The organism is Streptococcus sp. 29887 (assembly GCF_032595075.1).
GTDB classification, from domain to species: domain Bacteria; phylum Bacillota; class Bacilli; order Lactobacillales; family Streptococcaceae; genus Streptococcus; species Streptococcus iners.
Window position 1 is genome coordinate 1,913,372 of sequence record NZ_CP118735.1, and the last position, 25,778, is coordinate 1,939,149.

Below are 25,778 nucleotides of genomic sequence, written 5' to 3' on the forward strand. Positions count from 1 at the left end.
TCGTTTTAAAGATCAGTAGCCATAAGATTTGCTTATAAGTACTGACAATCCCTTACTATTCTGCTATAATAGAAAAAAATATCCTAGGAGTTACAGATGAAAGTGATTAAGTTTGGCGGAAGTTCTCTCGCTTCTGCTAGTCAATTAGAAAAAGTATTCAATATTGTCCAATCAGACCCTGAGCGTCGCTTTGTCGTTGTTTCAGCACCTGGCAAACGAAACGCTGAAGATACCAAGGTTACCGATGCCTTGATTAAGTACTACAAGGACTATATCCATGGAAAAGATGTTACTGCAAGTCAAGAATGGATTATCAATCGCTATCAGGCAATGGTTGATGAGCTTGGATTTACAGCTAAAAGCATGAAAAAAATCGCTGAAAGCATCAAGGATTTAGCAAGTTTGCCAATCGAAAACAACGATTTTCTCTATGATGCTTTCCTAGCTGCTGGTGAAGATAACAATGCAAAATTGATTGCCGAATACTTCACCTTTAAAGGCTTACCAGCTCGCTATGTTCATCCGAAAAAAGCTGGCATCATCGTCAGCTCTGAACCAGGTAACGCTCGAATTCTTCCATCCAGCTATGATAAAATCGAGGAACTTCGTAATTCAGATGAAATTTTGATTATCCCTGGTTTCTTTGGTGTTACGATTGACAATCAAATTTGTACCTTCTCACGTGGAGGGTCAGACATCACTGGGTCTATCGTAGCAGCTGGTGTTAAAGCCGATTTATACGAAAACTTTACCGATGTAGATGGCATCTTTGCTGCCCATCCTGGTATTATAAAAAATCCACATTCTATCAAGGAATTGACTTATCGTGAGATGCGCGAATTGGCCTATGCTGGTTTCTCCGTGCTCCATGATGAGGCTCTTCTTCCAGCCTATCGCGGTCGCATTCCATTGGTTATTAAAAATACCAATAATCCTGGTCATCCTGGCACTCGCATTGTTCACAAACACACTGAAGAAACTGTTCCTGTTGTTGGTATTGCGGCAGATGATGACTTCGTAAGTATCAATATGTCTAAGTACCTGATGAACCGTGAAGTTGGTTTTGGTCGCAAGGTTCTGCAAATTCTTGAAGATCTCAATATACGGTTTGAACATATGCCGACTGGTATTGATGACCTATCTATCGTTCTCCGCGAGCGTGAGTTAACGCCTATCAAGGAGGAAGAAATCCTTCGTCAACTCAAGACCAAACTAGAAGTTGATAAGGCAGAAATTGAACATGGGCTCTCTACCATCATGATTGTTGGTGAAAATATGAAGAGCCATGTCGGTGTAACTGCTACTGCAACGGCTGCACTTTCTCAACAAAATGTCAACCTGGCCATGATTTCGCAAGGTGCCAGCGAAGTTTCCGTTATGTTCGTTGTCAAAACAGAAGAAAAAGAGAAGGCTCTCAAGGCCCTCTACGATGCATTTTTTGAGGAGAAATAAGTAAAAACCATGCTAGATTACTTCCTAGCATGGTTTTTTTTATTCGAAAAAGCGTGGCAAACGGTCAGTTAATAGGCAGACAACCTCATAATTGATAGTACCAATATAGTCTGCCCAATCTTGGACGCTAATGTTATTTTCTTTATCCTGCCCGATCAAGGTAACCCTTTCACCAATTGGATAGTAGTCTGGTAGGCGAATGGTAATTTGATCCATCGAAATACGACCTACTATTTCACAAGGTTTGCCATCGACTAAAACATGAAATCCTTGCAAACTTCTCACCATTCCATCCGCATAGCCAATCGGAACGGTGGCAATCCACTCTGTTTCTGGGCTAGTATAAGTAGCTCCATAACCAATGACAGTTCCAGCCTGAACCTGCTTGACATGGACAATTTCCGAAACCAGGGACAAGGCTGGCTCCACCGAAAATGGTAATTCTAGGGTCCTCCCACTTGGGTTCATTCCGTAGAGAATATTGCCCAGACGAACCAGATTAAAGACAGTGTCTGTATGCCAAATGCTGGTCGCAGAATTGCTGGCATGAACCCAGCGTGGCAAACGTGGCAAGAGAGCCAAATAAGCTTTAAAGCTAGACAACTGTTCTTGGAATTGCCTGTCATCTACCTCGTCTGCTGTTGCAAAATGGGTAAAAATACCTTCTAGCTCAAACTCTAAATCATCTAACAAATCCAGAGCCTGTTGCAATTCCTCCTCACTTCGAAAACCAATTCGCCCCATACCCGTATCGATTTTTAAATGAACTGCTAGTCCAGCCAAATCCAAATCTAGCTTAGCTACTTGGGTCAGCCATTCTAAACTGGCAACTGTCACGCTAATATTTAACTGATGAGCTAGGGCTAAGAAGTTCGGAGGCACAATACCTAAAATCAAAATAGGATCTTCAATACCTGCCCTACGCAATTCTAAAGCCTCGTCCAAGTTAGATACGCAAAAACCAGTTACCTTACTGGATAATTTCCTTGCTACTGCAACTGCCCCATGACCATAAGCATTAGCCTTAACAACCGCGAAGGCCGCGGTCTTATTTGGCAAACCACCCATCACTTTTTCCAGATTAGCGACGATAGCATCTAAATGAATACCTACTTGCGTGGGGCGATGTTCACTCTCAATCATCTTTCTCCTCCAAAATAACACTAGCCTGGGCAAAATTCCCTGAATGACTAATGCTCAACCATACTTTCCCTGAAAAATGTCTAGAAACTAAGCAAGGGGCACCGTTACTAGCATTTGAAATGTCAATATCTTGAAAAGTAACCTTGCCAATCCCAGTACCTAAAGCCTTAACGAAAGCTTCTTTAGCGGCCCAACGGCCCGCCAGATATTCCAACTGGCGACGACCTTGTAACCCTTGATAGCGTTCAAATTCTCTTTCTGTTAAAATCCGTTTGGGAAAATCATTATGTTTCTTTCTAGCACGCTCAATCGCCTCTATTTCTTGAAGGTCAATACCATGCCCAACTATCATTGAAACCTCGCCTCATTTTCACATTTCATCCTTTGGAACAATTGAAAAGGGACTGGACAGCCGTCCAGTCCTTTGTTCTTTGCTATTTACGGCCGTGACAATTTTTAAATTTCTTACCAGACTGACATGGGCATGGTGCATTTCGATCTACGCCTTCGAAAGATACTTGTTCTTTCACCATGGCAGACTGCGCCGGAATAATATTTTTCACTGCTGTTGTATGAGATTCTTGTCTTGCACGCTCACGCTCAATATTATCGTGGATTTGAGCCTTCATCATTAAACGAGTGACCTCAAACTCAATAGCACCAATCATATCATTAAACATAGTAAAAGCTTCTGATTGGTATTCAACAATTGGATTGTTTTGAGCGTAACCACGCAAACTAACAGCATTACGCAACTGATCTAAGGAATCAATATGATCTGTCCATTTGCTATCTACTACACGGAGAATAAGGACCTTTTGGAACTCACGAACCCGCTCTTCATCACGTAATTTTTCAACCTGTGAAGCATAGACTGACAAGGCACGTTCATAGAGTTCATCAATAATTTCCTGCTTACTCAAATCCTCCAGATAAGCCAGACTTAAACTACCTTCCTCAACCAAATTAGCATGTGCAAATTGAGCAATCGCTGCCACTGCTTCTTCTTTAGAACTCAAGAAATGACCTTCCACCTGGCGCTCAATGGTACGCTTGATCATGGCTTTAATTTCTGGAGCTAAATCTCGATCAGCTGTAATGACATCGTGACGTTGACTGTATATAATCTCACGTTGCTCACGCATGACATCATCGTATTGAAGAACTTGTTTACGGGAATCATAGTTATTTCCTTCAACACGTTTTTGGGCTGCTTCAACTTGTCTAGTCAACATCTTAGACTTAATAACAGATTCTTCCTCAGTCAAGTTCATACGTTCCATAAAGGCCTTAATTCGTTCCGAGCCAAAACGCTTCATCAAATCGTCTTCCAATGAGAGATAGAATTGAGATTCCCCCTTGTCCCCTTGACGTCCTGCACGTCCACGGAGCTGGTTATCAATACGTCGACTTTCATGTCGCTCTGTTCCGATAACACATAGCCCCCCTAGTTCCAGCACTCCAGGTCCTAATTTAATGTCTGTACCCCGACCTGCCATGTTAGTCGCAATGGTAACAGCTCCGCGCTGACCAGCATTCATAATAATTTGGGCCTCACGGTAATGGTTTTTTGCATTCAATACCTCATGAGGAATACCCGCAGCGACCAAACGTTGGGATAGATAGTCAGAAGTTTCCACAGCCACCGTACCCACAAGAACCGGTTGGCCCTTTTCATAACGGCGTTTGACATCCGCAACTACTGCATTGAACTTATATTCCAAGCTTGGATACAATAAGTCTTCATGATCAATACGTTGGATAGGACGGTTGGTTGGAATTGGAATAATACGAATATTATAAATTTCGCGGAATTCCTCTTCTTCCGTCTTACCTGTACCAGTCATTCCTGCTAGTTTTTTATACATACGGAATAAGTTCTGGTAGGTAATAGAGGCACTAGTCTTGGATTCATTTTGAACCGGTACACCTTCCTTGGCTTCAATGGCTTGGTGAAGTCCATCAGAATAACGACGACCTTCCATGGTACGACCCGTAAACGGATCGATAATCATAACCTCTTGCTCTTCATTCACAAGATAATCTACATCGTAGGTCATGATATAGTTGGCACGAAGTGCATTGTCCAAGAAGTGAGTAATAGCTACATTTTCAATATCATACAAGTTATCTAACTTGAAGAATTTCTCAGCCTTGTCAATCCCTGAGTCTGACAAACCAATCGTTTTAGATGGTACATCAATGATGTAGTCTTCGCTATTTAAGGATTTGACCAACTTATCCGCCAAGAAATAGAGCTGATTGGTTTCTGAACCCTGAGGACCAGATACAATCAAAGGTGTACGTGCTTCATCAATCAGGATAGAATCGACCTCATCGACCAAGGCATAGTTGAGCGGACGCTGTACCATATCTTCCGCACGCACAACCATGTTATCACGAAGATAGTCAAAACCGATTTCAGAGTTGGTCGAATAGGTAATGTCACAGTTATAGGCTTCACGTTTTTCAAAAGGTGACTTAGCCGCGAGGTTAATCCCCACAGACAAGCCTAGCCAAGAATAAAGCTCACCCATCTCTGTTGCATCACGAGTTGATAAGTATTCGTTTACCGTTACAACGTGTACTCCTTCGCCTGAAAGAGCATTGAGATAAACTGGCATGGTCGCAGTAAGGGTTTTTCCTTCACCTGTACGCATCTCTGGCACATCACCATTATGGAGAACAATCCCCCCCATAACCTGCACCTTATAAGGATAAAGTCCCAAGACACGTTTTGCAGCCTCTCGCACAACCGCATAGGCTTCATATAACAAGTCATCCAAGGACTCTCCGTTTTTGTATCGCTCTTTAAATTCATTGGTCTTAGCTTGTAATTGCTCGTCAGTCAGGGCTTCCATCTCTTCTGCATAAGAGAAAACCTTATCTGCCATTCTTTCAAGTTTTCTTTGTTCTCCCTTGTCATTTTCGATCAGAGAACGAAGTTTGTTTGCTAACATATATTTCATCCTATTTCAAGTTTTAATCAATAATCTATTGTAGCAAAAAAATAGTTAATTTTCAAGATTTCCCCTCTTGTATCCAAGAAAGGCACACAAAAAAATCCGAACAAGTCGGATTTTTCATTATTTTTCAGATACTTGTTTGGCCAAGGCAAAGTTTCCAAGTGTAGCTGAACCATTTTCAGCAACTGCAGGGGTTACAATGTACTCTTTGACATCTGGTATTGGAAGGTAATCATTCATCAAACCAACAAATTTCTCACGCACACGGTTGAGCATGTGTTCTTGGGCCATAACCCCACCACCAAATACAATGACTTGTGGACGATATAGCAGAGTTGCTTGAACAGCTGCTTGAGCAATGTAGTAGGCTTGAACATCCCAGACATCTGAGTTGAGTTCAATCAACTCACCACGGATGCCAGTACGGCCTTCAAGTGAAGGACCTGCCGCCAAGCCTTCCAAACAGCCATTGTGGAAGGGACATACGCCGTTGAACTCGTGCTTGACATCATATGGATGCAAAGCAACATAAGTATGACCTGCTTCTGTATGGCCCAAACCTCCAATAAATTCACCGTTTTGGATAGCGCCAGCACCGATACCTGTACCGATGGTGTAATAAACCAAGCTCTTAACACCCTTACGAACCAAGGTTTCACCATAGGCAGATGAGTTAACATCTGTCGTGAAATAGAACGGAATATTGAATTCCTTAGCAATCAAACCGAGTAAGTCAATGTTTGACCAGTGTGGTTTTGGCGTGGAAGTAATGTAGCCATAGGTCTGTGAATTTTGATCGATATCAATCGGACCAAAAGAACCAATGGCAATACCTGCCAAACGATCCTCATAACGCTTGAAAAATTCAACTGTACGTTCAATAGTTTCATAAGGCGTTGTGGTTGGAAATTGTGTTTTTTCAATTACTTGGAAATTCTCATCACCAACCGCACAAACAAACTTCGTTCCACCAGCTTCAAGGCTTCCGTATAATTTTGTCATGAATTTTCTCCCTTTTTGTTTTTTTCATTATACCATAGATAGAAATAGAAGAAAAAGGCTTACCGCCTTTTTCCTAGATATATTATTTCTAGGCTCTCATCTTACTTTCAGTACTAGGCAACGAGCCGCAGGCATAACTGAAGTTAGGCAAGGCGAGTTAACGAAGTAATGAAAGCAAAGAGGAGGTCTAGAATTATTTTGCAACTTTCAAGAAGTCTTCCCCGTGAGCGATTGTTCCCTCAGCAAGTGGTGAAACTTCTGTGAAGTCTGCTGTGTTTGTCACGATGATCATAGTTGTATCATCAAGACCAGCTTCAGCAATTTTCGCTGCATCGAATTTAGCAAGTGGCGTACCAGCTTTCACCTTGTCGCCAGCTGCAACCAATTTTTCAAATCCGTTACCATTCATTGATACTGTATCAATACCGATGTGGATCAAGATTTCTGCACCTGAAGCTGTTTTCAAGCCATAGGCGTGACCTGTTTCAAAAGCGATTGTTACTTCTGCATCTGCTGGTGCGTAAACAACACCTTCAGTTGGCTTAACTGCCAAACCTTTACCCATAGCTCCTGAAGAGAAGACTGGGTCATTCACATTTTCAAGGGCAACTACGTCACCTGAAAGTGGAGATACAAGAGTTTCTTCAGCCACTTCTGCAACAGGTGCTGTTGGAGCTGCTGCTACAGAGGCATTAGGCTTTTTTACGTCTTTCTCCTCATCTTCATAACCGAAGAAGTAAGTCAAAGCGAAACCAAGTGCAAATGATACTGCTACCATAAGGATATATTGGAAGAATTGTCCGTTACCTGCGTACAAAGTCATACCTGGGATGATTGTAACACCCATACCTGTACCAGCAAGACCAAGAATCGATGCGAAAGCACCACCGATAGCACCAGCAATCAATGAAAGAAGGAATGGCTTACGGAAACGCAAGTTCACACCGAAGATAGCTGGCTCAGTAATACCGAGGAAGGCAGAAAGAGCTGCTGGAAAAGCAAGAGCTTTCAATTTAGGATTCTTCGTTTTCACACCAACCGCTACTGTAGCAGCACCTTGTGCTGTCATAGCTGCAGTGATGATAGCGTTGAATGGGTTAGCACCAGTGTTTGCTACCAATTGAGCTTCCAAGAAGTTGAAGATATGGTGAACACCTGATACAACGATAACTTGGTGAACACCACCGATAAGGAGACCACCAAGACCCATCGGCAAGTTCAAAATAGCTTGTGTACCAGCTAAGATGTAGTTTTCAACCACGTGGAAGACTGGACCGATGACAAACAAGCCAAGAATAGACATTACAAACAAGGTCACGAATGGTGTTACCAAGAGGTCAAGAACTTCTGGAACAACCTTGCGGACAGCTTTTTCAAATTTAGCACCGATTAAACCGATGATGAAGGCTGGCAATACTGAACCTTGCAAACCAACAACTGGGATGAAACCAAAGAAGATAGTTGGTTTCACATCGCCACCTGATGCTACAACCCAAGCGTTTGGTAATTGACCAGCAATCAGCATCATACCGAGTACAATACCGATTGTTTGGTTCCCACCGAATACGCGGAATGTTGACCATACTACCAAGGCTGGTAATACGATGAAGGCTGTATCTGTCAAGATTTGTGAGTAAACGTTCAAATCTTCAGGAAGTGTGTAACCAAGCGCCCCAAGAAGACCACGAAGACCCATGAAAAGACCAGTTGCTACGATAGCAGGGATGATTGGAACGAATACGTCACCGAAAGTACGGATCGCACGTTGGAAAGCATTTCCTTGAGCTGCTGCTTCTGCTTTTTGCTCACCAGTTGTAGCAGTTGGCAAACCAAGGGCAACAACTTCATCGTAGATTTTGTTAACTGTACCAGTACCAAAGATGATTTGGTATTGACCAGAGTTGAAGAAAGCACCTTGTACTTTTTCGATATTTTCGACTGTATCCTTGTCGATTTTTCCTTCATCAACAACCATTACACGAAGGCGAGTCGCACAGTGGGCAACACTGCGTACATTCTCACGTCCGCCAAGGGCGTCAATGACTTTTTTTGCAATTTCAGTATTGTTCATCTTGCAAAAATCTCCTTAAATTATTTTTTGTTTTTTGAAAGTGTTTTCACGCTTTCGATGGTTTAATTATATCACTTTTACAAAATATGTCAAACGTTTTGCAGAATTTTTTAAAAAATTCCAATAATCATTGTAAAAAGCTTGATTTTTCACAAGAAAACGTTTACTATAATAATTGAAATATTAGATAAAATTGGAGATAGTATGACCTTTACTACCGAAGAACGTTACAGAGCTTATGCTGACTGGACGCCAGAATACATTGAAAAAATCAAAAAGAATACGGAGAGTTCTCCTTGGAGAACCAACTTCCACATTGAAACGCCTCATGGTCTGTTAAACGATCCAAATGGCTTTTCATATTTCAACGGAAAATGGACTCTCTTCTACCAGTATTTCCCATTTGGTGCTGCACACGGCTTAAAATCATGGGTACATACTGAATCAACGGACTTGGTGCACTTTGAAGAAACTGGTACGGTTATGTATCCCGATACACCACTTGATAGCCACGGGGCCTACTCTGGTTCTGCTATGGAATTTGGTGACAAACTCTTCCTCTTCTATACAGGAAATGTCCGCGATGAAAACTGGATCCGCCACCCTTACCAAATTGGTGCCTTGATGGACAAAGATGGCAAAATTGAAAAGATTGACAAAATCTTGATTGACCAACCCGAAGACACAACTGATCACTTCCGCGATCCGCAAATCTTCAACTACAAAGGCCAATATTATGCCATTGTCGGCGGACAAAACTTGGACAAAAAAGGGATTGTCAAACTTTATAAAGCTGAAAACAATGACTACCTCAACTGGACCTTGGTCGGTGACTTGGATTTTGCCAATGATATGACGGCCTACATGATGGAATGTCCAAATATTGCTTTCGTCGGTGAACAACCAATCCTTCTCTACTGCCCACAAGGGTTGGACAAAGAAGTCTTGGACTACGGCAATATCTATCCAAACATGTATAAAATTGGACAAAGTTTTGACCCTGAAACAGCAACCATTGTTGAACCAAGTGAATTGATCAACTTAGACTACGGATTTGAGTGCTACGCAACACAAGCCTTCAACGCTCCAGATGGTCGCACCTTGTCAGTCAGCTGGTTGGCTCTTCCAGATGTGGAATACCCAACTGATGCTTATGATTACCAAGGCTGCTTGTCATTGGTTAAAGAATTGACTATCAAGGACGGTAAGCTTTACCAATACCCTGTTGAAGCCATTACAAGCCTGCGTAAAGAAGCTCAGCCATTTTCAGCCCAAAAAGAAACCAATAATGTTTATGAATTGGAACTTGATTTTTCAGCAGGCACCAAGCATGAAATCGTTCTATTCACAAATAAAGACAATCAGGGTCTTGTCTTGACTGTCGATACAGAGAAGGGACAGATTACAGTGGACCGTGAACATTGTGGCCAGCCATTTGCTTTAGATTTCGGTACAAGTCGCTCATGTGCTATTGAGGCAGCTGCATTAACTGCCAATATCTTCATTGACAAATCAGTCTTTGAAATTTTCATCAATAAAGGAGAAAAAGTATTTTCTGGTCGTATCTTCCCTCATGCAGATCAAAATGGTATCGCCATCACTGCTGGTAATCCGACTGGAACCTACTACCATTTAGATTATGGTCGCAAAACTAACTGATGTCGCCCAGCTTGCTGGAGTTAGCCCGACAACGGTTTCTCGTGTTATCAATAAAAAGGGCTACTTATCGGAAAAAACGGTCCGTAAAGTTGAAGAAGCCATGCGAGAACTAGGCTACAAGCCTAATAACTTAGCTCGTAGTTTGCAAGGTAAGTCTGCCAAGCTAGTTGGTTTGATTTTCCCTAATATCAACAATATATTCTATGCCGAGTTAATTAGCCATTTGGAAAGCCAACTCTTCAACCGTGGTTACAAGACAATTATTTGCAATAGCCAACATGAATCCGAAAAGGAAAGAGAATACTTGGAAATGTTAGCTGCCAACCAGGTGGATGGGATCATTTCAGGTAGTCATAACTTGGGTATCAAGGATTATGATCGAGTGTCTGCTCCCATCATAGCCTTCGACCGCAACCTGTCACCGTCAATCCCTGTCGTTTCATCTGACAACCATGCTGGCGGTGTACTTGCTGCCAAAACATTGAAAAAGGCTGGTTGCCAGCGACCTATTATGATTTCTGGTAATGACGATTCCAACTCACCGACTGGACTTCGCCAATTAGGCTTCCTCTCCATCTTACCAGATGCCATAGTCTACCACGTTTCCAGTGATTTCTCTCCCGTTAGAAAAGAAATGGAAATCCGTACGATTATTGAAAAACATCAACCAGATGGTATTTTCGTGTCTGGTGATGCTACTGCTATGTTGGTCTGGAATGTGGCACGTTCGCTCAACCTGTCCATTCCACAGGAGCTAAAACTCATCGGTTATGATGGAACCCACTTTATTGAAAACTTCTATCCCCAACTGACAACGATTAAGCAACCCCTAGAGGATATTGCAAAACTAATGGTTGACTTATTGATTGAGAAAATTGAGGGTAAGGAATTAAGCAAACATAATTATATCTTGCCAGTATCACTACTAGCAGGGGGCAGTATATAAAAAGAACAGTACTTGACATCGGTCGGGTACTGTTCTTTTTGTTTGGTCAAAAATAAAAGGAGAAACCACTTAGGCTTCTTCTTTTACAAATTTGCTCAAAACACCATTGATAAATTTGGCTGAGGATTCATCTGAGAATTCTTTGGCTAGTTCGATAGCCTCATTGACAGCTACACGGTCTGGTGTTTCTTCGAAATGCAAGATTTCAAATAGACCTAAACGCATGATATTCTTATCAATCAAGGTCAATCGGTCCAAGGTCCAACCTGCTTTTAGTCGGCTAGATAATTCCTTGTCCAAATCCTCACGATAATCTGCCACACCATTGACAAGATTTAGAAGGAAAAGCGGAATTTCAACACCTTCTTGCTCTTCTTCTTGGTCGTAAAGATAGGAGAATTGGGCTGCCTGTACAGGTTCTTGACCAAATTCCAGTGATACGATTGCCTGCAAAGCACACTTACGCAGGGCGTGTCTGTTATTCTTCATCAAGGAAATCCTCTCCGAACAAATCTTTCAAGGCTGGTTTTGGTGTTTTATCTGGAACAATGCCGTTGACATGAATATTGACAGCAGTCACTTCAACTTCTGCATAGTTATAAATAGCTGTTTTAACTGCACGTTGAATATCCATAGATACAGCTGGAACATTAACACCGTACTCTAGGTAAACATAGATGTCTGCTGTTACTTTTCCTTCGTCGTCAGTTTGAAGGTAAACACCTTTATTTAAGGAAGATTTTGACCAAGTATCTGCCACACGTTTGTTGTGAAGAGAATGTACCCCTTCCACTTTGGCTGCCGCAATACCTGTAATCACTTCAAGAACGCGTGGTGCAATGACGATTTCACCTTGGTATTCTGTTGTCATAAACTCTCCTTTCTAGGAGGAAACCCTTAAGCGCGTGATACGTAAGTTCCCTCTGCTGTGTTGATAACCAGTTTTTGACCTGCTTCGATGAAGTCTGGAACGTTAACCACCAAACCTGTTTCCATAGTAGCAGGTTTACCTGAACCTGTAACAGTCGCACCTTTGATAGATGGCTGTGTTTCTGCTACAACCAATTCAACTGTTGTTGGTACAGTCACGCCGATTACCTCTGTTCCGTAGAACTGGATTTTAACGTCTGAGTTTTCCAAAATGTAGAGCAATTCTTCTTTGATTGTAGCTACTGGAATTTCATACTGGTCGTAAGTTTCAGTGTTCATGAAGAAAGCTGTATCATCCATTTGGTAAAGGTATTGTGCTGGAACTGTTTCGATAATGGCTTGTTCAAATTTTTCATCTGGACGGTAAGTTGTATCGAAAGTTGAACCCGTACGCACGTCACGCAATTTCATACGCATGATGGTGTTACCCTTACCTGGCTTGTGGTGGCTAGCTTCCAAAACTTTAATCAATTTACCTTCCGCTTCGAAGGTCATACCTGCTCTAAGTTTACTTGCTTCAATCATTGTATTGAATACCTCTTCAAAATTTTATTTATTCGTTTTATTTTACCATAAACTGACAAATTTCTCAAATGACAATCAATTCTTTTGGAGCCAATGTCAGCACTTCGCAACCTGTTTCCGTAATCAAGAGGTCATCTTCGATACGGACACCATACTTATCATCTAAATAAATACCAGGCTCATCCGTCAAGACCATACCTGCTTTGATGGTCTCGTCAGATTTTCCAAAATACGGATATTCATGAATATCCAAGCCGATACCGTGACCGATGCCGTGTGTAAAGTTGGCTCCGTAACCCGCCGCATTGATAATTTCACGAGGAATAGCGTCAAACTTGCGGTAGGTGACGCCTTCCTTTGCCTGCTCAATCAAGGCCTTGTTGGCACGCAAAACCACATCGTAAATCTCACGCTCTTGGTCTGTCACATGTCCGATATGAATGGTACGCGTCATATCGCTGACATAATGTTGGTAATAGCAACCAAAATCCAGCGTCAAGGTCTCACCAGCTTGGATAACCTTTTCAGACGCTCTTCCATGTGGCATAGCAGAGCGGTAGCCAGATGCCACGATGAACTCAAATGATGCCCCTTCTGCACCGAGTTGACGCATGCGGTGGTCAAGGAAATGATTGACTTCCATCTCAGTCGTCTGACCTGGTTTGATAAAGTCAAGAACATCAATAAAAGCCTGATCCGAAATCTGACAAGCACGGCGAATGGTCGCAATTTCTTTCTCATCCTTAATCATGCGCAAGTCTTCGATAAAGTTTGACATAGCAACCAACTGATACCCCTCAAAAATACTAGTCAGATGTTGATAGAAACCATAGGTCACCTGGCTATCAAAACCAATTTTCCCAAGTCCATCTTCCTTTATCACCTTTGCAATCTCTTCAAGGGCAAAACGGCTGTCAATAATATCAAAACCTTGAACCGTAGCCTTAGCAATGAGGGTGTAACGAGCATCCGTTACAAACAAGCGACGTTTGCCACTGATGAAGACAGTCGCCTCAGTTCCCCAAAAACCTGTCAGGTAATAAATATTGTTCTGTCCCGTTACCAAAATCCCATCCACATCTGATTGGGCTAATTTTGCCTCAAATTTTTCCACACGCGCTTGCATAAGCTACCTCCAAAGATTTTGTAACTATTATAGCAGAAATACTAGGATTTACCAATTAGTTGAAGCAGACAAAAAAGCCGCTAGAGCGACTTTTGTAACTTATAACTTCAACTTGGTTTTCAAATATTGACCTGTAAAGCTGGCTGGGTTCTCTGCCACTTCTTCTGGCGTTCCTGTCGCAACAACGGTACCACCGCCGACACCACCTTCTGGTCCCATGTCGATAATGTGGTCGGCTGTCTTGATGACATCCAGATTGTGCTCGATGACCAGCACGGTATTGCCATCATCAACAAAGCGAGCCAAGACCTTGAGCAACTGGGCAATGTCCTCTGTATGCAGACCTGTCGTCGGCTCATCCAAGATATACAAGGATTTACCAGTTGACCGCTTGTGGAGTTCAGAAGCCAACTTCATCCGCTGGGCTTCCCCACCTGATAGGGTCGTTGCTGGCTGACCTAGAGTAACGTAGCCCAAACCTACATCTTGAATGGTGCGAAGTTTCCGCTCAATCTTCGGAATGTGTTTGAAGAACTCGACCGCGTCATTGACCGTCATATCAAGGACTTGGGCGATATTTTTCTCCTTGTAATGTACTTCCAAGGTTTCAGAATTATAGCGTTGACCATGGCAGACTTCACATGGGACAAATACGTCTGGAAGGAAGTGCATTTCGATCTTGATGATTCCGTCACCAGAACAAGCTTCACAACGACCACCTTTGACGTTAAAGGAGAAACGTCCCTTCTTGTAGCCACGGATTTTGGCTTCATTGGTCTGGGCAAAGAGGTCACGAATATCGTCAAAAACACCTGTATAGGTGGCTGGGTTAGAACGTGGTGTCCGTCCAATCGGACTTTGGTCAATATCAATCAAGCGATCCAAGTGTTCAATTCCTGAAATGGACTTGAATTTACCTGGCTTGTCCGAATTGCGATTGAGCTTCTGGGCGATAGCTTTTTTCAAAATGGAATTGACTAGGGTTGATTTACCTGAGCCAGACACCCCTGTCACCGCCACAAATTTCCCAAGCGGGAACCGAACAGTCACATCTTGCAGGTTGTTTTCCTTGGCACCAGTCACCTCCAGGAATCGACCATTGCCAACACGACGTTCCAAAGGAACTGGAATTTCACGTTTGCCAGACAGGTACTGGCCTGTAATGGATTTTTTGTTTTTAGCTACTTGGGCAGGCGTTCCAGAGGCCACGATTTCTCCGCCAAAGACACCCGCACCCGGACCAATATCAATCAACCAGTCCGCCTCCCGCATGGTGTCCTCGTCATGTTCCACCACAATCAAGGTATTGCCCAAATCCCGCATCTTCTTAAGACTGGCAATAAGACGATCATTGTCCCGCTGGTGCAGACCAATCGACGGCTCATCCAAAATATAGAGAACACCTGACAGGTTGGAGCCGATCTGGGTCGCCAGACGAATCCGCTGGCTTTCACCACCAGACAATGTCCCCGCTGCTCGTGAAAGCGTTAGGTAATTTAGACCAACGTTGTTAAGGAAGGACAGGCGATCCTTGATTTCCTTGACAATGGGCGTCGCAATCGTCGCTTCATTTTCAGACAAGGTCAGATTTTCAATGACTTGCAAATGATCCGCTACAGACAAGTCAGATAACTGCCCAATATGAAGTCCCTGCTCGCCACCAACTTTAACAGACAGGGCTTGGTCATTGAGGCGATAGCCGTGGCAGGTTCCACAGGTCAACTCATTCATATAGGCCTTCATGACCGTCCGCGTGTAATCACTATTGGTTTCACGATAGCGGCGGTTAATGTTGGTAATCAAGCCCTCGAATGGAATGTCAATATCACGTACCCCACCGAATTCATTTTCATAGTGGAAATGGAATTCTTTGCCGTCAGAACCGTTGAAAATCAGGTTCTTCTCCTCTTCCGTCAATTCCTCAAAAGGCTTGTCCATGTCCACACCAAAGTGATTCATAGCCTGCTCCAACATCTGAGGATAGTAGTTAGAAGAGATGGGATTCCACGGAGCCAAGGCACCGTCACGCAAGGTCTTGCTGGCATCTGGGACAATCAAATCCGTATCCACTTCCAGCTTCATCCCCAAACCGTCACAATCGCTACAAGACCCAAAAGGCGCATTGAAAGAGAAAAGACGAGGCTCCAACTCTGGCACTGTAAAACCACAAACTGGGCAGGCATAGTACTCAGAGAAGAGCAGTTCCTTCTCATCCATTGTATCGATGATGACATAGCCGTCCGCAATCCGTAAAGCTGCTTCGATAGAGTCGAAAAGCCGCGAACGAATACCCTCTTTGATCACAATCCGATCGACCACAACCTCAATGTTATGAGCCTTACTCTTGGACAATTCAGGCACTTCCGACACATCATAGACATCCCCATTGACACGGACCCGAACATAGCCGTCCTTCTGCACCTTCTCAAAAACGGTCTTGTGTTGCCCCTTTTTCTTCCGTACAATCGGTGCTAGAATCTGCAAACGTTGGCGTTCTGGTAATTCCAAAACCTCATCAACGATTTGCTCCACCGAAGAAGCCGAAATCGCCCCATGGCCATTGATACAGTAAGGCACTCCGACCCGAGCATAGAGCAGGCGGAGATAATCATTGATTTCCGTCGCCGTTCCAACCGTTGAACGTGGGTTACGCGAAGTTGTTTTTTGGTCTATGGAAATAGCAGGGCTGAGCCCCTCTATGGAATCCACATCAGGCTTGTCCATGTTGCCCAAGAACTGACGAGCATAGGCTGATAGACTTTCCACATAACGACGTTGGCCTTCGGCATACAAGGTATCAAAAGCCAAACTCGACTTACCAGATCCCGACAGACCAGTCACCACCACCAACTTCTCACGCGGAATGGTCACATCAATATTTTTTAAATTATGGGCACGCGCCCCATGGATTACAATATTTTCTTGCATAACATGATATAAGTGCGTTAAGAAAGCGAGAAGAAAAATAGGAAAATGTGACGTCACATCAGTGACCAAGCATTTTATACTTTACAGTATCCACAGCTGTAATCAACTAAAGTTGAAACATCTATGTATCTTTTTCTCGACGCTTTTAACACGCATTCAAATCCTTTCTAAGTACGATAAAGAAACTGCTTCAAGCGTAAAAACACAACAACGAAAATTCCCATAGGTTGCAGGATTACTACTTAGTGCGAACTTCAACTGGAACTTTGCACTTATCAAATCAACTAGCTCTTTCGTTGTCTTTCCAAGAATTGCACTCCCTTAAATGTCTTCATATTATATCACAATTCTGTATAAAAGCTTTCCGTAATGACACATTTTTTGGTATAATAGAAGTTGCGTTAACGAAACAATTACCAAAAGGAGGGCGTCATATGAAACAGATTTTTCTATCAACCATGACAGATTTAGAAGAAATCCAAACCTTTGAACCTGGGGCTTGGATTAACCTGGTCAACCCCTCCCAGAGCGAGTCAATGGAAGTTGCTGAACACTATAAGATTGACATCGCTGACCTACGGGCACCTCTCGATGCGGAAGAGTCTTCTCGTATTACGGTTGAAGATGATTATACACTGATCTTGGTGGACGTTCCTATTCTTGAGGAGCGTAATAACAAGACCTACTATATCACCATTCCGCTTGGCATTGTCTTGACCGAGGATGCCATTATTACAACTTGCTTAGAGCCATTACCTCTATTTGACCAATTTATCCATCGTCGTTTGCGGAATTTCTTTACTTTTATGAAATCACGCTTTGTTTTCCAAATCCTCTACCGCAATGCCCAACTCTACCTGTCTGCCCTACGGACCATTGACAGAAAGAGCGAGGAGATTGAGAAACAGCTTCATGAAGCAACTCGAAACGAAGAATTGATTGTACTCATGGAATTAGAAAAAACCATCGTATATTTCAAAGCCTCACTCAAAACCAATGAAAGATTGGTCAAAAAGTTAGCTAGTTCCTCTCGACTCCTTCGGAAATATGAGGAGGATGAGGATCTACTGGAGGATACCTTGGTCGAAACCCAGCAGGCTATTGAGATGGCAGATATCTATGGTTCTATTTTGAATTCTATGACACACGCCTTCGCATCTATCATTTCCAACAACCAGAATACCATCATGAAAACCTTGGCTTTAGTGACTATCGTTTTATCTATTCCAACCATGGTCTTTTCTGCCTATGGTATGAACTTTAAAGACAATGTCATTCCGTTTAATGACGTTCCACATGCCTTCTGGTGGATTATCTTATTTGCCTTTGCCATCAGTTTATCACTCACCTTCTACTTCATTCGCAAGAGATGGTTCTAACACTAGGAGTTTACTATGTCATTTACAGAAATTAAAGAATTAACGAAAAAAAACCAGGAATTTATCCATATTGCTACTAACCAATTGATTAAAGATGGTAAATCTGATAGTGAAATTAAAGAATTATTGGAAGAAATCCTGCCGACAATTATTGAGAAACAAAAAACTGGTATAACAGCCCGCAACCTCTACGGAGCTCCAAGCGAGTGGGCAGCAAGTAAGTCTATTATCGAACAAGAAGAGAAAGTTAAAACCGAATACAATGAGAACCCTTGGCTTATGTGGCTCGATTCCAGTCTTTTCATGCTTGCTATTATTGCAGGAATCAACGGAGTGATGAACTTATTAGGTCAAGGCGCCCAATATGGCTTGCTCACGCTATTAGTCATTGGTTTTGGAGTCGGCGCTGGTATGTACTTCATGTACCACTTCGTTTACAGAGAACAAATCAAAACTGGTCAACGTCCTAAATTATTAAAAGCAATCCTCTTCCTCGGACTTGCGACCTTGGCTTGGTCACTTGTTTTCCTCTTGGCAGCCCTTATCCCTACCAGCCTAAACCCTGTCTTGCCTCCACTAGTTACCATTCTTATTGGAGCTGCAGCTTTCGGTGCTCGCTACCTCTTGAAAAAGAAATACAATATCCGCAATGCAATGTCACCTGTACAATAGTGAACTAAAGGCGATTGGTCCATCCAGTCGCCTTTTTCTAATATCAATGCATACTTACATCAAAAATATCATCATCTACATTTAGCAAAAACAAACCAATTTTTACTAAAAAGAGAATGATACACAACGGTTTTGCACTTTCCCAATTTTCTAGCTTTTGAAAAATAGCCTTTTCTGTCATTGCGCTATTCACATGTCTAGAGCGCAAGAAAAAATCGCCACACAGGGCGATTGCGCCTTTCCATTTTCTAGGGCGCAAGCTAAAAAGACCCGTTAGGGGCTCAATTCGCCTTCTAATTTCCGAGCTCATGAAAAAATGGTCCACTGGACCATTGCACTTTTCATATTTCTAGAGTGCAAGAAAAAATCGCCACAACGGGCGATTGCGCCTTTCCATTTCTAGGGCGCAAGCTAAAAAGACCCGTTAGGGGCTCAATTCGCTTTCTTAATTTCGAGCTCATGAAAAAATGACCCGTTGGGGTCTCAATTCGCCTTCTAATTTCCGAGCTCATGAAAAAACAGTCCATTCAAGGACTGTTTTTTTAATCTTCGTTTACGAATGGTAGCAATGCCATTACGCGAGCACGTTTGATAGCTGTTGTTACTTTACGTTGGTTTTTAGCTGAAGTTCCAGTTACACGGCGTGGAAGGATTTTTCCACGTTCAGAAATGAAACGGCTAAGAAGCTCAGTATCTTTGTAATCAACATATTCAATTTTGTTAGCTGCGATATAGTCAACTTTTTTACGGCGTTTGAAACCGCCACGACGTTGTTGAGCCATGTGTGTTCTCCTTTATATTATTATTTCAGACCTAGAATGGTAGGTCATCGTCTGATATATCCATTGGATTACTAGCTCCAAATGGACTTTCTTCTCTAGCGAAGTTAGGTGTAGATTGTGCAGGTGCTTGATAAGGTGAGTTATAGTCATTCCCAGCGGCAAATGAATTACCAGCTGAATAAGCACCACCTTGACCTTCACGAGCAGTACGGCTTTCCAAGAGTTGGAAACTATCCGCAAGCACCTCAGTCACGTAGACACGTTGTCCCTGCTGGTTATCATAGCTACGAGTCTGGATACGACCAGTAACACCAATCAGAGCACCTTTCTTAGCCCAATTCGCCAAATTCTCAGCTTGTTGACGCCAAATGACTACGTTGATAAAGTCCGCTTCACGCTCACCGTTTTGATTTTTAAAATTGCGGTTAACTGCTAGAGTAAAAGTCGCAACAGCCTGGTTAGACGGAGTATAACGAAGTTCTGCATCACGGGTCATACGACCAACCAATACTACATTATTTATCATAATCTACCTTCTTACGCGTCAAGTTTGACAATCATGTGACGAAGAATGTCGCCGTTGATTTTTGACAAACGGTCAAACTCTTTAAGAGCTTCATCGTTGCTTGCTTCAACGTTAACGATGTGGTACAAACCTTCGCGGAAATCTTTGATTTCGTATGCAAGGCGACGTTTTTCCCATGCTTTTGATTCAACGATTGTTGCACCGTTGTCAGTCAAGATAGAGTCAAAGCGTGCTACCAAAGCGTTTTTAGCTTCTTCTTCAATGTTTGGACGAATAATATAAAGAATTTCGTATTTAGCCATTGATATGTTCCTCCTTTTGGTCTAATGACTCATGGTCTAGCCACGAGTAAGTGAGGGATACTCACAGAAAATAATTATACCATAATATAGAAAATGTGCAAGTGAAAAGGGCTTGCTGAAAACAATTTCACGAAAGAAAAGACTATCCAAGTGCATGGATAGTCTGATAGATTATGCCACAATGGCTTTTGCTACTTCTTCTGTTGTCATGCGAGAGAAATAGTGAGCTGTGTCGATTTCATGCAATTTGGCCAGCACATCTGCATACTCGTAACGAGTACCGACCAGCAAGTCTTCGATGTCCGATACATCACCAATTCCGAAGAAATCTCCGTAAATCTTGATAGATTCGATGACTGATTTTTCAGCCTTGATGTAGGTCGTGATTTTACCTGCTGGGTAACGAACGCTGCGCTCCACAGTGTATTCTGGTGTTTGACCATAGGTCCAGTCCCAAGTCGCAAACTGGCTGTCACGGATTTCTTGGATACGAGCCAAATCATCTTCAGACAAGACATACTCGTCCATGTCTGGGTATTCTTGCTTCATTTGGTTGAGGATGGCATCCTTAAACTCCAGAACGGTCATCTTCTCTGGCAATTCGTTGTTGATATTGGTCACGCGGGCACGAACGGACTTGACACCTTTGGACTCAATCTTGTCCTTGCTGACCTTGAGGGCACTTGCGAGGACAGACATATCCACATCAAAGAGCAAGCATCCGTGGTGCATCATACGGCCTTTGGCATAGGCTTGCGCATTTCCACAGATTTTCTTGCCGTCGATTTCCAGGTCATTACGACCAGTGAAGTTAGCTTCTACACCCAGTGTTGCAAGGGTATCAATCACAGGTTTAGAGAAGGTCTTGAAGTCAAAAGCTCCCTCGTCTGCCTTGTTTGAAATAATGGTATAGTTGAGGTTGTTGAGGTCATGATAGACAGCGCCACCACCTGACAGACGGCGAACCACATGGATGCCCTTTTCGTCTGTGAATTCCTTGTTGATTTCTTCAATGGCATTCTGGTGCTTACCGATAATGATGGCAGGCTCATTGATCCAGAGAATAAAAATTTCGTCAATATCTGTTAATTCCTTGAAGGCATAGGCTTCGAGGGCAATGTTATAAGCTGGGTCATTGCTGTTGTTTACGATGTATTTCATGCAAAACTCCTTTATTGTTAACTAATTTTTATTATAGTGGAAACGATAACAAAAGACAAGCCCCAAGGCTTGTCTTTCTACATTATTCGACATCCGCTCCGTTTGTAGCGATAGCTGTTTTATAACAAAGGAATGAGGTTCTTGGCGTAGTTTATATACATACGCCTGCTCTGTTCTTTTTTCACTCAAAGGAGAATCGACCCTCCCTTGTACTCGTTTTTGAGTATCAAAGAAGGCTTCACCGTGAAACAATAAGTAAATTGTTTCGCTATCCTATCTCCCTGTTTCACACTGTTAATTCAATTTGGATATCCTCAAAACCTAGAATACAAGATTCATAGTAACCATCTCCAGTAACTCGTGGGCCACTGAGAAGCTGATAACCCGCTGCGACCAATTGCTCAGTCAATTCATTCACCGCTTCTTCACTTCCCAAACTAAAGGCTAGATGAATCAGCCCCAAGTGATTGAGCTGGCTAGGCTTGTCCACCACATCATCTCTAGTCATAATTTCAAGACGAGCTCCATCTTCAAAAGTCAGGAAATAGGATTTAAAACTTGTTTTTGTATTGTGATAGAGTTGATTGGACTTTGCACCGAAATAAGTTTCAAAGAAATTCCGCATTCCTTCTAGGTCTTGAGCATAGATAGCAAGATGTTCAATTTTCATTCGATTTTATCCTCCCTTAAAGAAAAACGGCACACTGCCGTTTTTCTTATTCTACGTCTTTACCATTGCTGGCGATGACTGTTTTATTCATCCGATTATTTCCGCTTTGGTGGGTTGTGGATCGCAACACCAAGCACATCAAGGAAGGCTTCGTACATCACTTCTGAGAAGGTTGGGTGACCGTGGATTGATGCTGCCACGTCGTCAACTGTCAACTCAGATTCCATGATGGTTGCTGCTTCGTTGATCATTTCAGCCGCAACTGGACCGATGATGTGAACACCAAGGATTTCATGGTATTTCTTATCAGCGATAACTTTTACGAAACCATGTGCTTCGTTAGAAGCGATGGCACGACCATTACCAGTAAAGCTGTTGCGACCGATAAGGATGTTTTCTTTACCATATTTCTCGATAGCTTGGTCTTCTGTCAAACCAACCATAGCGATTTCTGGGTGTGTGTAAACCGCTGCTGGTGTGAAGTCCAATTTAGCCTTGTGGTGGTTACCGTGGATGGCATTTTCAGCTGCCACTTCACCCATGCGGTAAGCAGCGTGCGCCAACATCTTAGTACCGTTGACATCACCTGGTGCATAAATACCTGGGATAGATGTTTCTTGGTATTCATTAACCTTGATACGACCGCGGTCTAGTTCAAGGTTAAGATTTTCAAGACCAGCCAATTGTGGTACACGACCGATTGAAAGAAGGGCTTTTTCAGAAACGATTTCTGAGCCGTCGTTCAACTTGATGGTCAATTGGTTATTAGCTTCAACGATTTCAGATACACCAACTGATGTCAAGAATTTCATACCTTTCTTAGAAAGGACTTTTTGCAATTCAACAGACACTTCGCGGTCCATACCTGGAATGATACGGTCAGCCATTTCAACAACGGTTACTTCTGTACCGTATGATGCGTAAACCAAACCAAGTTCCACACCGACTACGCCACCACCCATAACAGTGAGTGACTTAGGAATTTCACGCAAGTCAAGAATATCATCAGAAGTCAATACCAACTTAGAATCAATACCTGGGATGTTGATACGTGATACTTTAGAACCTGTTGCAAGAATGATGCTACGACCTTTGATAACCTTGTCGCCAATAACAACAGTCTTATCAGGATTTACTTGACCAAGACCGTTGAAGATAGTCACTTTATTAGCTTTCAAGAGACCTTGAACGCCACCAGTCAATGTCTTCACAACCTTGTTCTTGAAGTCAACTGTCTTGTCCATATCAACGGTGTAGTTTGTTGAAGCAAGGTTGATACCACGCTCTGCCGCAATCTTCAAGCCGTCAAGGATTTCAGCGTTCTTAAGGTAGGTCTTAGTTGGGATACAGCCCTTGTTCAAGCAGGTACCACCAAATTCTGATTTCTCAACGATAGCGATTTTACCGCCCAATTGAGCACCGCGAATAGCTGCGTAGTAACCAGCAGGACCACCACCGACAACAACCATGTCATACTCGTCAGCTGCCAATTCAGCCTTAGGAGCTTGTGGAGCTGCTGCAGGAGCTGCAGGTACTTCCAAACCAGCTGCTTTCAAATCAGCAGTTGCTTGAGCAACTTCAGCTGGAGCAGGTGCAGCACCCACTTCAACCGATTCGCCTTCTGCACCAAGGTAAGCAATGACTTCTGTTACAGGAACTGTTGCACCGTTACCGTGAACGATTTTCAAGAGAACACCTGACTCTTCCGCTTCCAATTCCATGCTTGTCTTGTCTGACATCATCTCCAAGATAACATCGCCTTCGTTGACAAAATCACCTTCTTGTTTTTTCCACTCGATGATTTCGCCTTCTTGCATATCTACACCAAGTTTAGGCATAATAATTTCAATTGCCATAGTTATGATACAAAGAACGTCAAATGCGACAGAATTTTAGGAGTCCAACGTAGGATGCTTGCATCCGAGGCGGACTATCTAAATTCCGAAGCATTTAGTTCGTGTTCAAATGTCACGAACTCGTTCTACATCCTTTCTTTGTTTTTTCTCTTTACCAAATTGAGCACAGGCTAAAAACCTATTGAAAAAGATAAATCGCCTCGTGCCTCAAGGCACATCGTTGATTTCCTATTTTCATACGGTTTTCTTAACGCCTATTGCATCTTATCTTAAATCAACAATTCCAATGGGTTTTCCAACAAGTTCTTCAAGTCAACCATGAACTTAGCACCATTCATACCATCAACGATACGGTGGTCAATGGTCAAACAGAGTGCCATGATTGGACGGATCTTGATCTCACCGTCAATAACAACCGGTGTTTGAACAGTTGCTGCAACACCAAGGATGGCTGAGTTTGGTTGGTTGATGATTGGGTTAAAGGTTTTAGTACCAAACATACCCAAGTTGGTGATAGAGAAGGTAGAACCTGACATTTCAGCCCCCTTCAACTTACCAGATTGAGCCTTCTTGATGACATCTTTTGAAGCCACCACGAAGTCAGACAAGCTCATCTTATCGGCACCATGAACAACTGGTACCACCAAGCCTTCATCCAAACCTACCGCGATACCGAGGTTGACAAACTTGTGCAACTCGATTTCTTGTGCATCGTTAATCAAAGATGCATTCATATATCGGTGTTCTTCCTTCATCAAGGTACGAACCACTGCAAGACCGATCAGGTCTGTAAAGGTTACTTTCAAACCAGTCTTGTTCATGATTGGCTCAAGAACTTGCTTACGAAGTGCCATGAGGTTGGTCATGTCGATATCGTAGTTAAGCGTAAAGGTTGGAGCTGTCAAGTAAGAGTTGACCATACCTTTTGAAATCGCCTTACGCATTGGGCTCATCTTGATGATTTCAACGCCTTCTGGCAATTCTTTAGCTGGTTTCTCTTCAGCCTTCGGTGCTGGAGCAGCAGTTTCTACAGCTGCAGGAGCAAGTACTGCCAGAACGTCGTCCTTGACAATCTTACCATTGACGCCTGAACCTGTAAGGGTTGACAAATCAACACCTTGGTCTGCTGCAATACGGGCTGCAAGCGGAGTTGCTTTTGGAGCTGCTCCTTTGAAGTCTTCAACGTCAGCCTTGTGGACACGACCGTTAGCACCTGTTCCTGGAACAAGACCCAAGTCAATTCCAAGCTCACGCGCCAATTTACGTGCTGCAGGAGTCGCACGAACCTTGCCACCACCTTGTGGTTTGGCAGCAGCTGCCGGAGCAACAATAACAGGCGTGCGACCTGCAGGTACTTCTTCAATAGCCGCTGCTGCTTCAACAGCAGGAGCAGATGAAGCACCTGCTTCAACCGTTTCGCCTTCAGCACCCAAGTAGGCAATAACTTCGGTAACAGGGACGGTAGCACCGTTTCCATGAACAATTTTTAATAGGACGCCTGACTCTTCTGCTTCCAGCTCCATGCTAGTCTTGTCAGACATCATTTCCAAGATGACGTCGCCTTCGTTGACGAAATCGCCCTCTTGTTTTTTCCACTCGATGATTTCACCTTCTTGCATGTCCACACCGAGCTTAGGCATAATGATTTCAATAGCCATTTTTTAGATACCAAGTCCGAACAG

The 25,778-nt window shown here is 43.0% G+C and carries 23 protein-coding genes; 5 read left to right on the forward strand and 18 right to left on the reverse strand.

The window, feature by feature from the left end:
- Positions 1-96: 96 nt before the first annotated feature.
- The gene (locus tag PW252_RS09325) at positions 97-1,452 is read left to right on the forward strand and encodes an aspartate kinase (protein ID WP_248049835.1); all 1,356 of its coding nucleotides are present in this window, start codon (positions 97-99) and stop codon (positions 1,450-1,452) included.
- A gap of 39 nt (positions 1,453-1,491) precedes the next feature.
- On the opposite strand, the gene alr is transcribed toward PW252_RS09325, so the two are convergent.
- The 5 genes from alr to PW252_RS09350 form a co-directional block, all read right to left on the reverse strand.
- A complete protein-coding gene (gene alr, locus PW252_RS09330) occupies positions 1,492-2,595 on the reverse strand; it encodes an alanine racemase (protein ID WP_248049838.1) in 1,104 nt (367 codons plus the stop codon).
- A complete protein-coding gene (gene acpS, locus PW252_RS09335; RefSeq protein WP_105125164.1) occupies positions 2,588-2,947 on the reverse strand; it encodes a holo-ACP synthase in 360 nt (119 codons plus the stop codon). The genes alr and acpS overlap by 8 nt, the downstream gene beginning before the upstream one ends.
- Before the next feature lie 82 nt (positions 2,948-3,029).
- Positions 3,030-5,555 (reverse strand): preprotein translocase subunit SecA, encoded by a 2,526-nt coding sequence (gene secA, locus PW252_RS09340; protein ID WP_248049841.1) that lies wholly within the window; start codon positions 5,553-5,555, stop codon positions 3,030-3,032.
- A 126-nt stretch (positions 5,556-5,681) separates the two neighbouring features.
- Positions 5,682-6,563, reverse strand: a complete 882-nt coding sequence (scrK, locus tag PW252_RS09345) for a fructokinase ScrK (protein WP_248049845.1) — start codon at positions 6,561-6,563, stop codon at positions 5,682-5,684.
- Positions 6,564-6,756: 193 nt separating this feature from the next.
- Positions 6,757-8,634: a sucrose-specific PTS transporter subunit IIBC gene (locus PW252_RS09350; RefSeq protein WP_248049847.1), complete on the reverse strand. Its 1,878-nt coding sequence runs from the start codon at positions 8,632-8,634 to the stop codon at positions 6,757-6,759.
- Positions 8,635-8,838: 204 nt separating this feature from the next.
- Here PW252_RS09350 and PW252_RS09355 point away from each other — a divergent pair, with 204 nt between their 5' ends.
- A complete protein-coding gene (locus PW252_RS09355) occupies positions 8,839-10,293 on the forward strand; it encodes a sucrose-6-phosphate hydrolase (protein ID WP_248049849.1) in 1,455 nt (484 codons plus the stop codon).
- On the forward strand, positions 10,274-11,239 hold the full coding sequence (locus PW252_RS09360; RefSeq protein ID WP_248049852.1) for a LacI family DNA-binding transcriptional regulator: 966 nt from the start codon (positions 10,274-10,276) through the stop codon (positions 11,237-11,239). Before PW252_RS09355 ends, PW252_RS09360 begins: the two co-directional genes overlap by 20 nt.
- A 69-nt stretch (positions 11,240-11,308) precedes the next feature.
- Here the strand turns inward: PW252_RS09360 and nusB are convergent, their stop codons facing one another.
- The 5 genes from nusB to uvrA all read right to left on the reverse strand — a co-directional run bounded on the left by nusB (position 11,309) and on the right by uvrA (position 16,748).
- A complete protein-coding gene (nusB, locus tag PW252_RS09365; protein WP_172050671.1) occupies positions 11,309-11,728 on the reverse strand; it encodes a transcription antitermination factor NusB in 420 nt (139 codons plus the stop codon).
- Positions 11,718-12,110 carry an Asp23/Gls24 family envelope stress response protein gene (locus tag PW252_RS09370; RefSeq protein ID WP_029174634.1) on the reverse strand — a complete coding sequence of 131 codons (393 nt, stop codon included), beginning with the start codon at positions 12,108-12,110 and terminating at the stop codon, positions 11,718-11,720. Before PW252_RS09370 ends, nusB begins: the two co-directional genes overlap by 11 nt.
- A gap of 26 nt (positions 12,111-12,136) precedes the next feature.
- Positions 12,137-12,694 (reverse strand): elongation factor P, encoded by a 558-nt coding sequence (efp, locus tag PW252_RS09375; protein ID WP_029998462.1) that lies wholly within the window; start codon positions 12,692-12,694, stop codon positions 12,137-12,139.
- Positions 12,695-12,758: 64 nt separating this feature from the next.
- Positions 12,759-13,820 carry a M24 family metallopeptidase gene (locus tag PW252_RS09380; protein WP_248049855.1) on the reverse strand — a complete coding sequence of 354 codons (1,062 nt, stop codon included), beginning with the start codon at positions 13,818-13,820 and terminating at the stop codon, positions 12,759-12,761.
- Between the two features lie 99 nt (positions 13,821-13,919).
- The gene (gene uvrA / locus PW252_RS09385; protein ID WP_248049858.1) at positions 13,920-16,748 is read right to left on the reverse strand and encodes an excinuclease ABC subunit UvrA; all 2,829 of its coding nucleotides are present in this window, start codon (positions 16,746-16,748) and stop codon (positions 13,920-13,922) included.
- Between the two features lie 434 nt (positions 16,749-17,182).
- Here uvrA and PW252_RS09390 point away from each other — a divergent pair, with 434 nt between their 5' ends.
- Positions 17,183-18,127 (forward strand): magnesium transporter CorA family protein, encoded by a 945-nt coding sequence (locus tag PW252_RS09390; protein ID WP_105144952.1) that lies wholly within the window; start codon positions 17,183-17,185, stop codon positions 18,125-18,127.
- A 15-nt stretch (positions 18,128-18,142) separates the two neighbouring features.
- On the forward strand, positions 18,143-18,799 hold the full coding sequence (locus tag PW252_RS09395; protein ID WP_248049860.1) for a DUF1129 domain-containing protein: 657 nt from the start codon (positions 18,143-18,145) through the stop codon (positions 18,797-18,799).
- A 43-nt stretch (positions 18,800-18,842) separates the two neighbouring features.
- Here the strand turns inward: PW252_RS09395 and PW252_RS09400 are convergent, their stop codons facing one another.
- From PW252_RS09400 to PW252_RS09435, 8 genes are all read right to left on the reverse strand, one after another.
- Positions 18,843-19,109 carry a hypothetical protein gene (locus PW252_RS09400; protein WP_316716725.1) on the reverse strand — a complete coding sequence of 89 codons (267 nt, stop codon included), beginning with the start codon at positions 19,107-19,109 and terminating at the stop codon, positions 18,843-18,845.
- Positions 19,110-19,341: 232 nt separating this feature from the next.
- Positions 19,342-19,581, reverse strand: coding sequence for a 30S ribosomal protein S18 (gene rpsR, locus PW252_RS09405; protein WP_002939250.1), 240 nt, complete (start codon positions 19,579-19,581; stop codon positions 19,342-19,344).
- 31 nt (positions 19,582-19,612) lie between these two features.
- Positions 19,613-20,107, reverse strand: coding sequence for a single-stranded DNA-binding protein (locus PW252_RS09410; protein ID WP_044754145.1), 495 nt, complete (start codon positions 20,105-20,107; stop codon positions 19,613-19,615).
- Positions 20,108-20,118: 11 nt separating this feature from the next.
- The gene (gene rpsF, locus PW252_RS09415) at positions 20,119-20,409 is read right to left on the reverse strand and encodes a 30S ribosomal protein S6 (RefSeq protein WP_024418487.1); all 291 of its coding nucleotides are present in this window, start codon (positions 20,407-20,409) and stop codon (positions 20,119-20,121) included.
- Between the two features lie 171 nt (positions 20,410-20,580).
- Complete coding sequence (locus PW252_RS09420) at positions 20,581-21,570, reverse strand: lipoate--protein ligase (protein WP_248033733.1); 990 nt, start codon at positions 21,568-21,570, stop codon at positions 20,581-20,583.
- Positions 21,571-21,856: 286 nt separating this feature from the next.
- Complete coding sequence (locus tag PW252_RS09425) at positions 21,857-22,240, reverse strand: VOC family protein (protein ID WP_105095601.1); 384 nt, start codon at positions 22,238-22,240, stop codon at positions 21,857-21,859.
- 95 nt (positions 22,241-22,335) lie between these two features.
- On the reverse strand, positions 22,336-24,096 hold the full coding sequence (lpdA, locus tag PW252_RS09430; protein WP_024399590.1) for a dihydrolipoyl dehydrogenase: 1,761 nt from the start codon (positions 24,094-24,096) through the stop codon (positions 22,336-22,338).
- A gap of 269 nt (positions 24,097-24,365) precedes the next feature.
- Positions 24,366-25,754, reverse strand: coding sequence for a dihydrolipoamide acetyltransferase (locus PW252_RS09435; RefSeq protein ID WP_248049865.1), 1,389 nt, complete (start codon positions 25,752-25,754; stop codon positions 24,366-24,368).
- Positions 25,755-25,778: the final 24 nt, after the last annotated feature.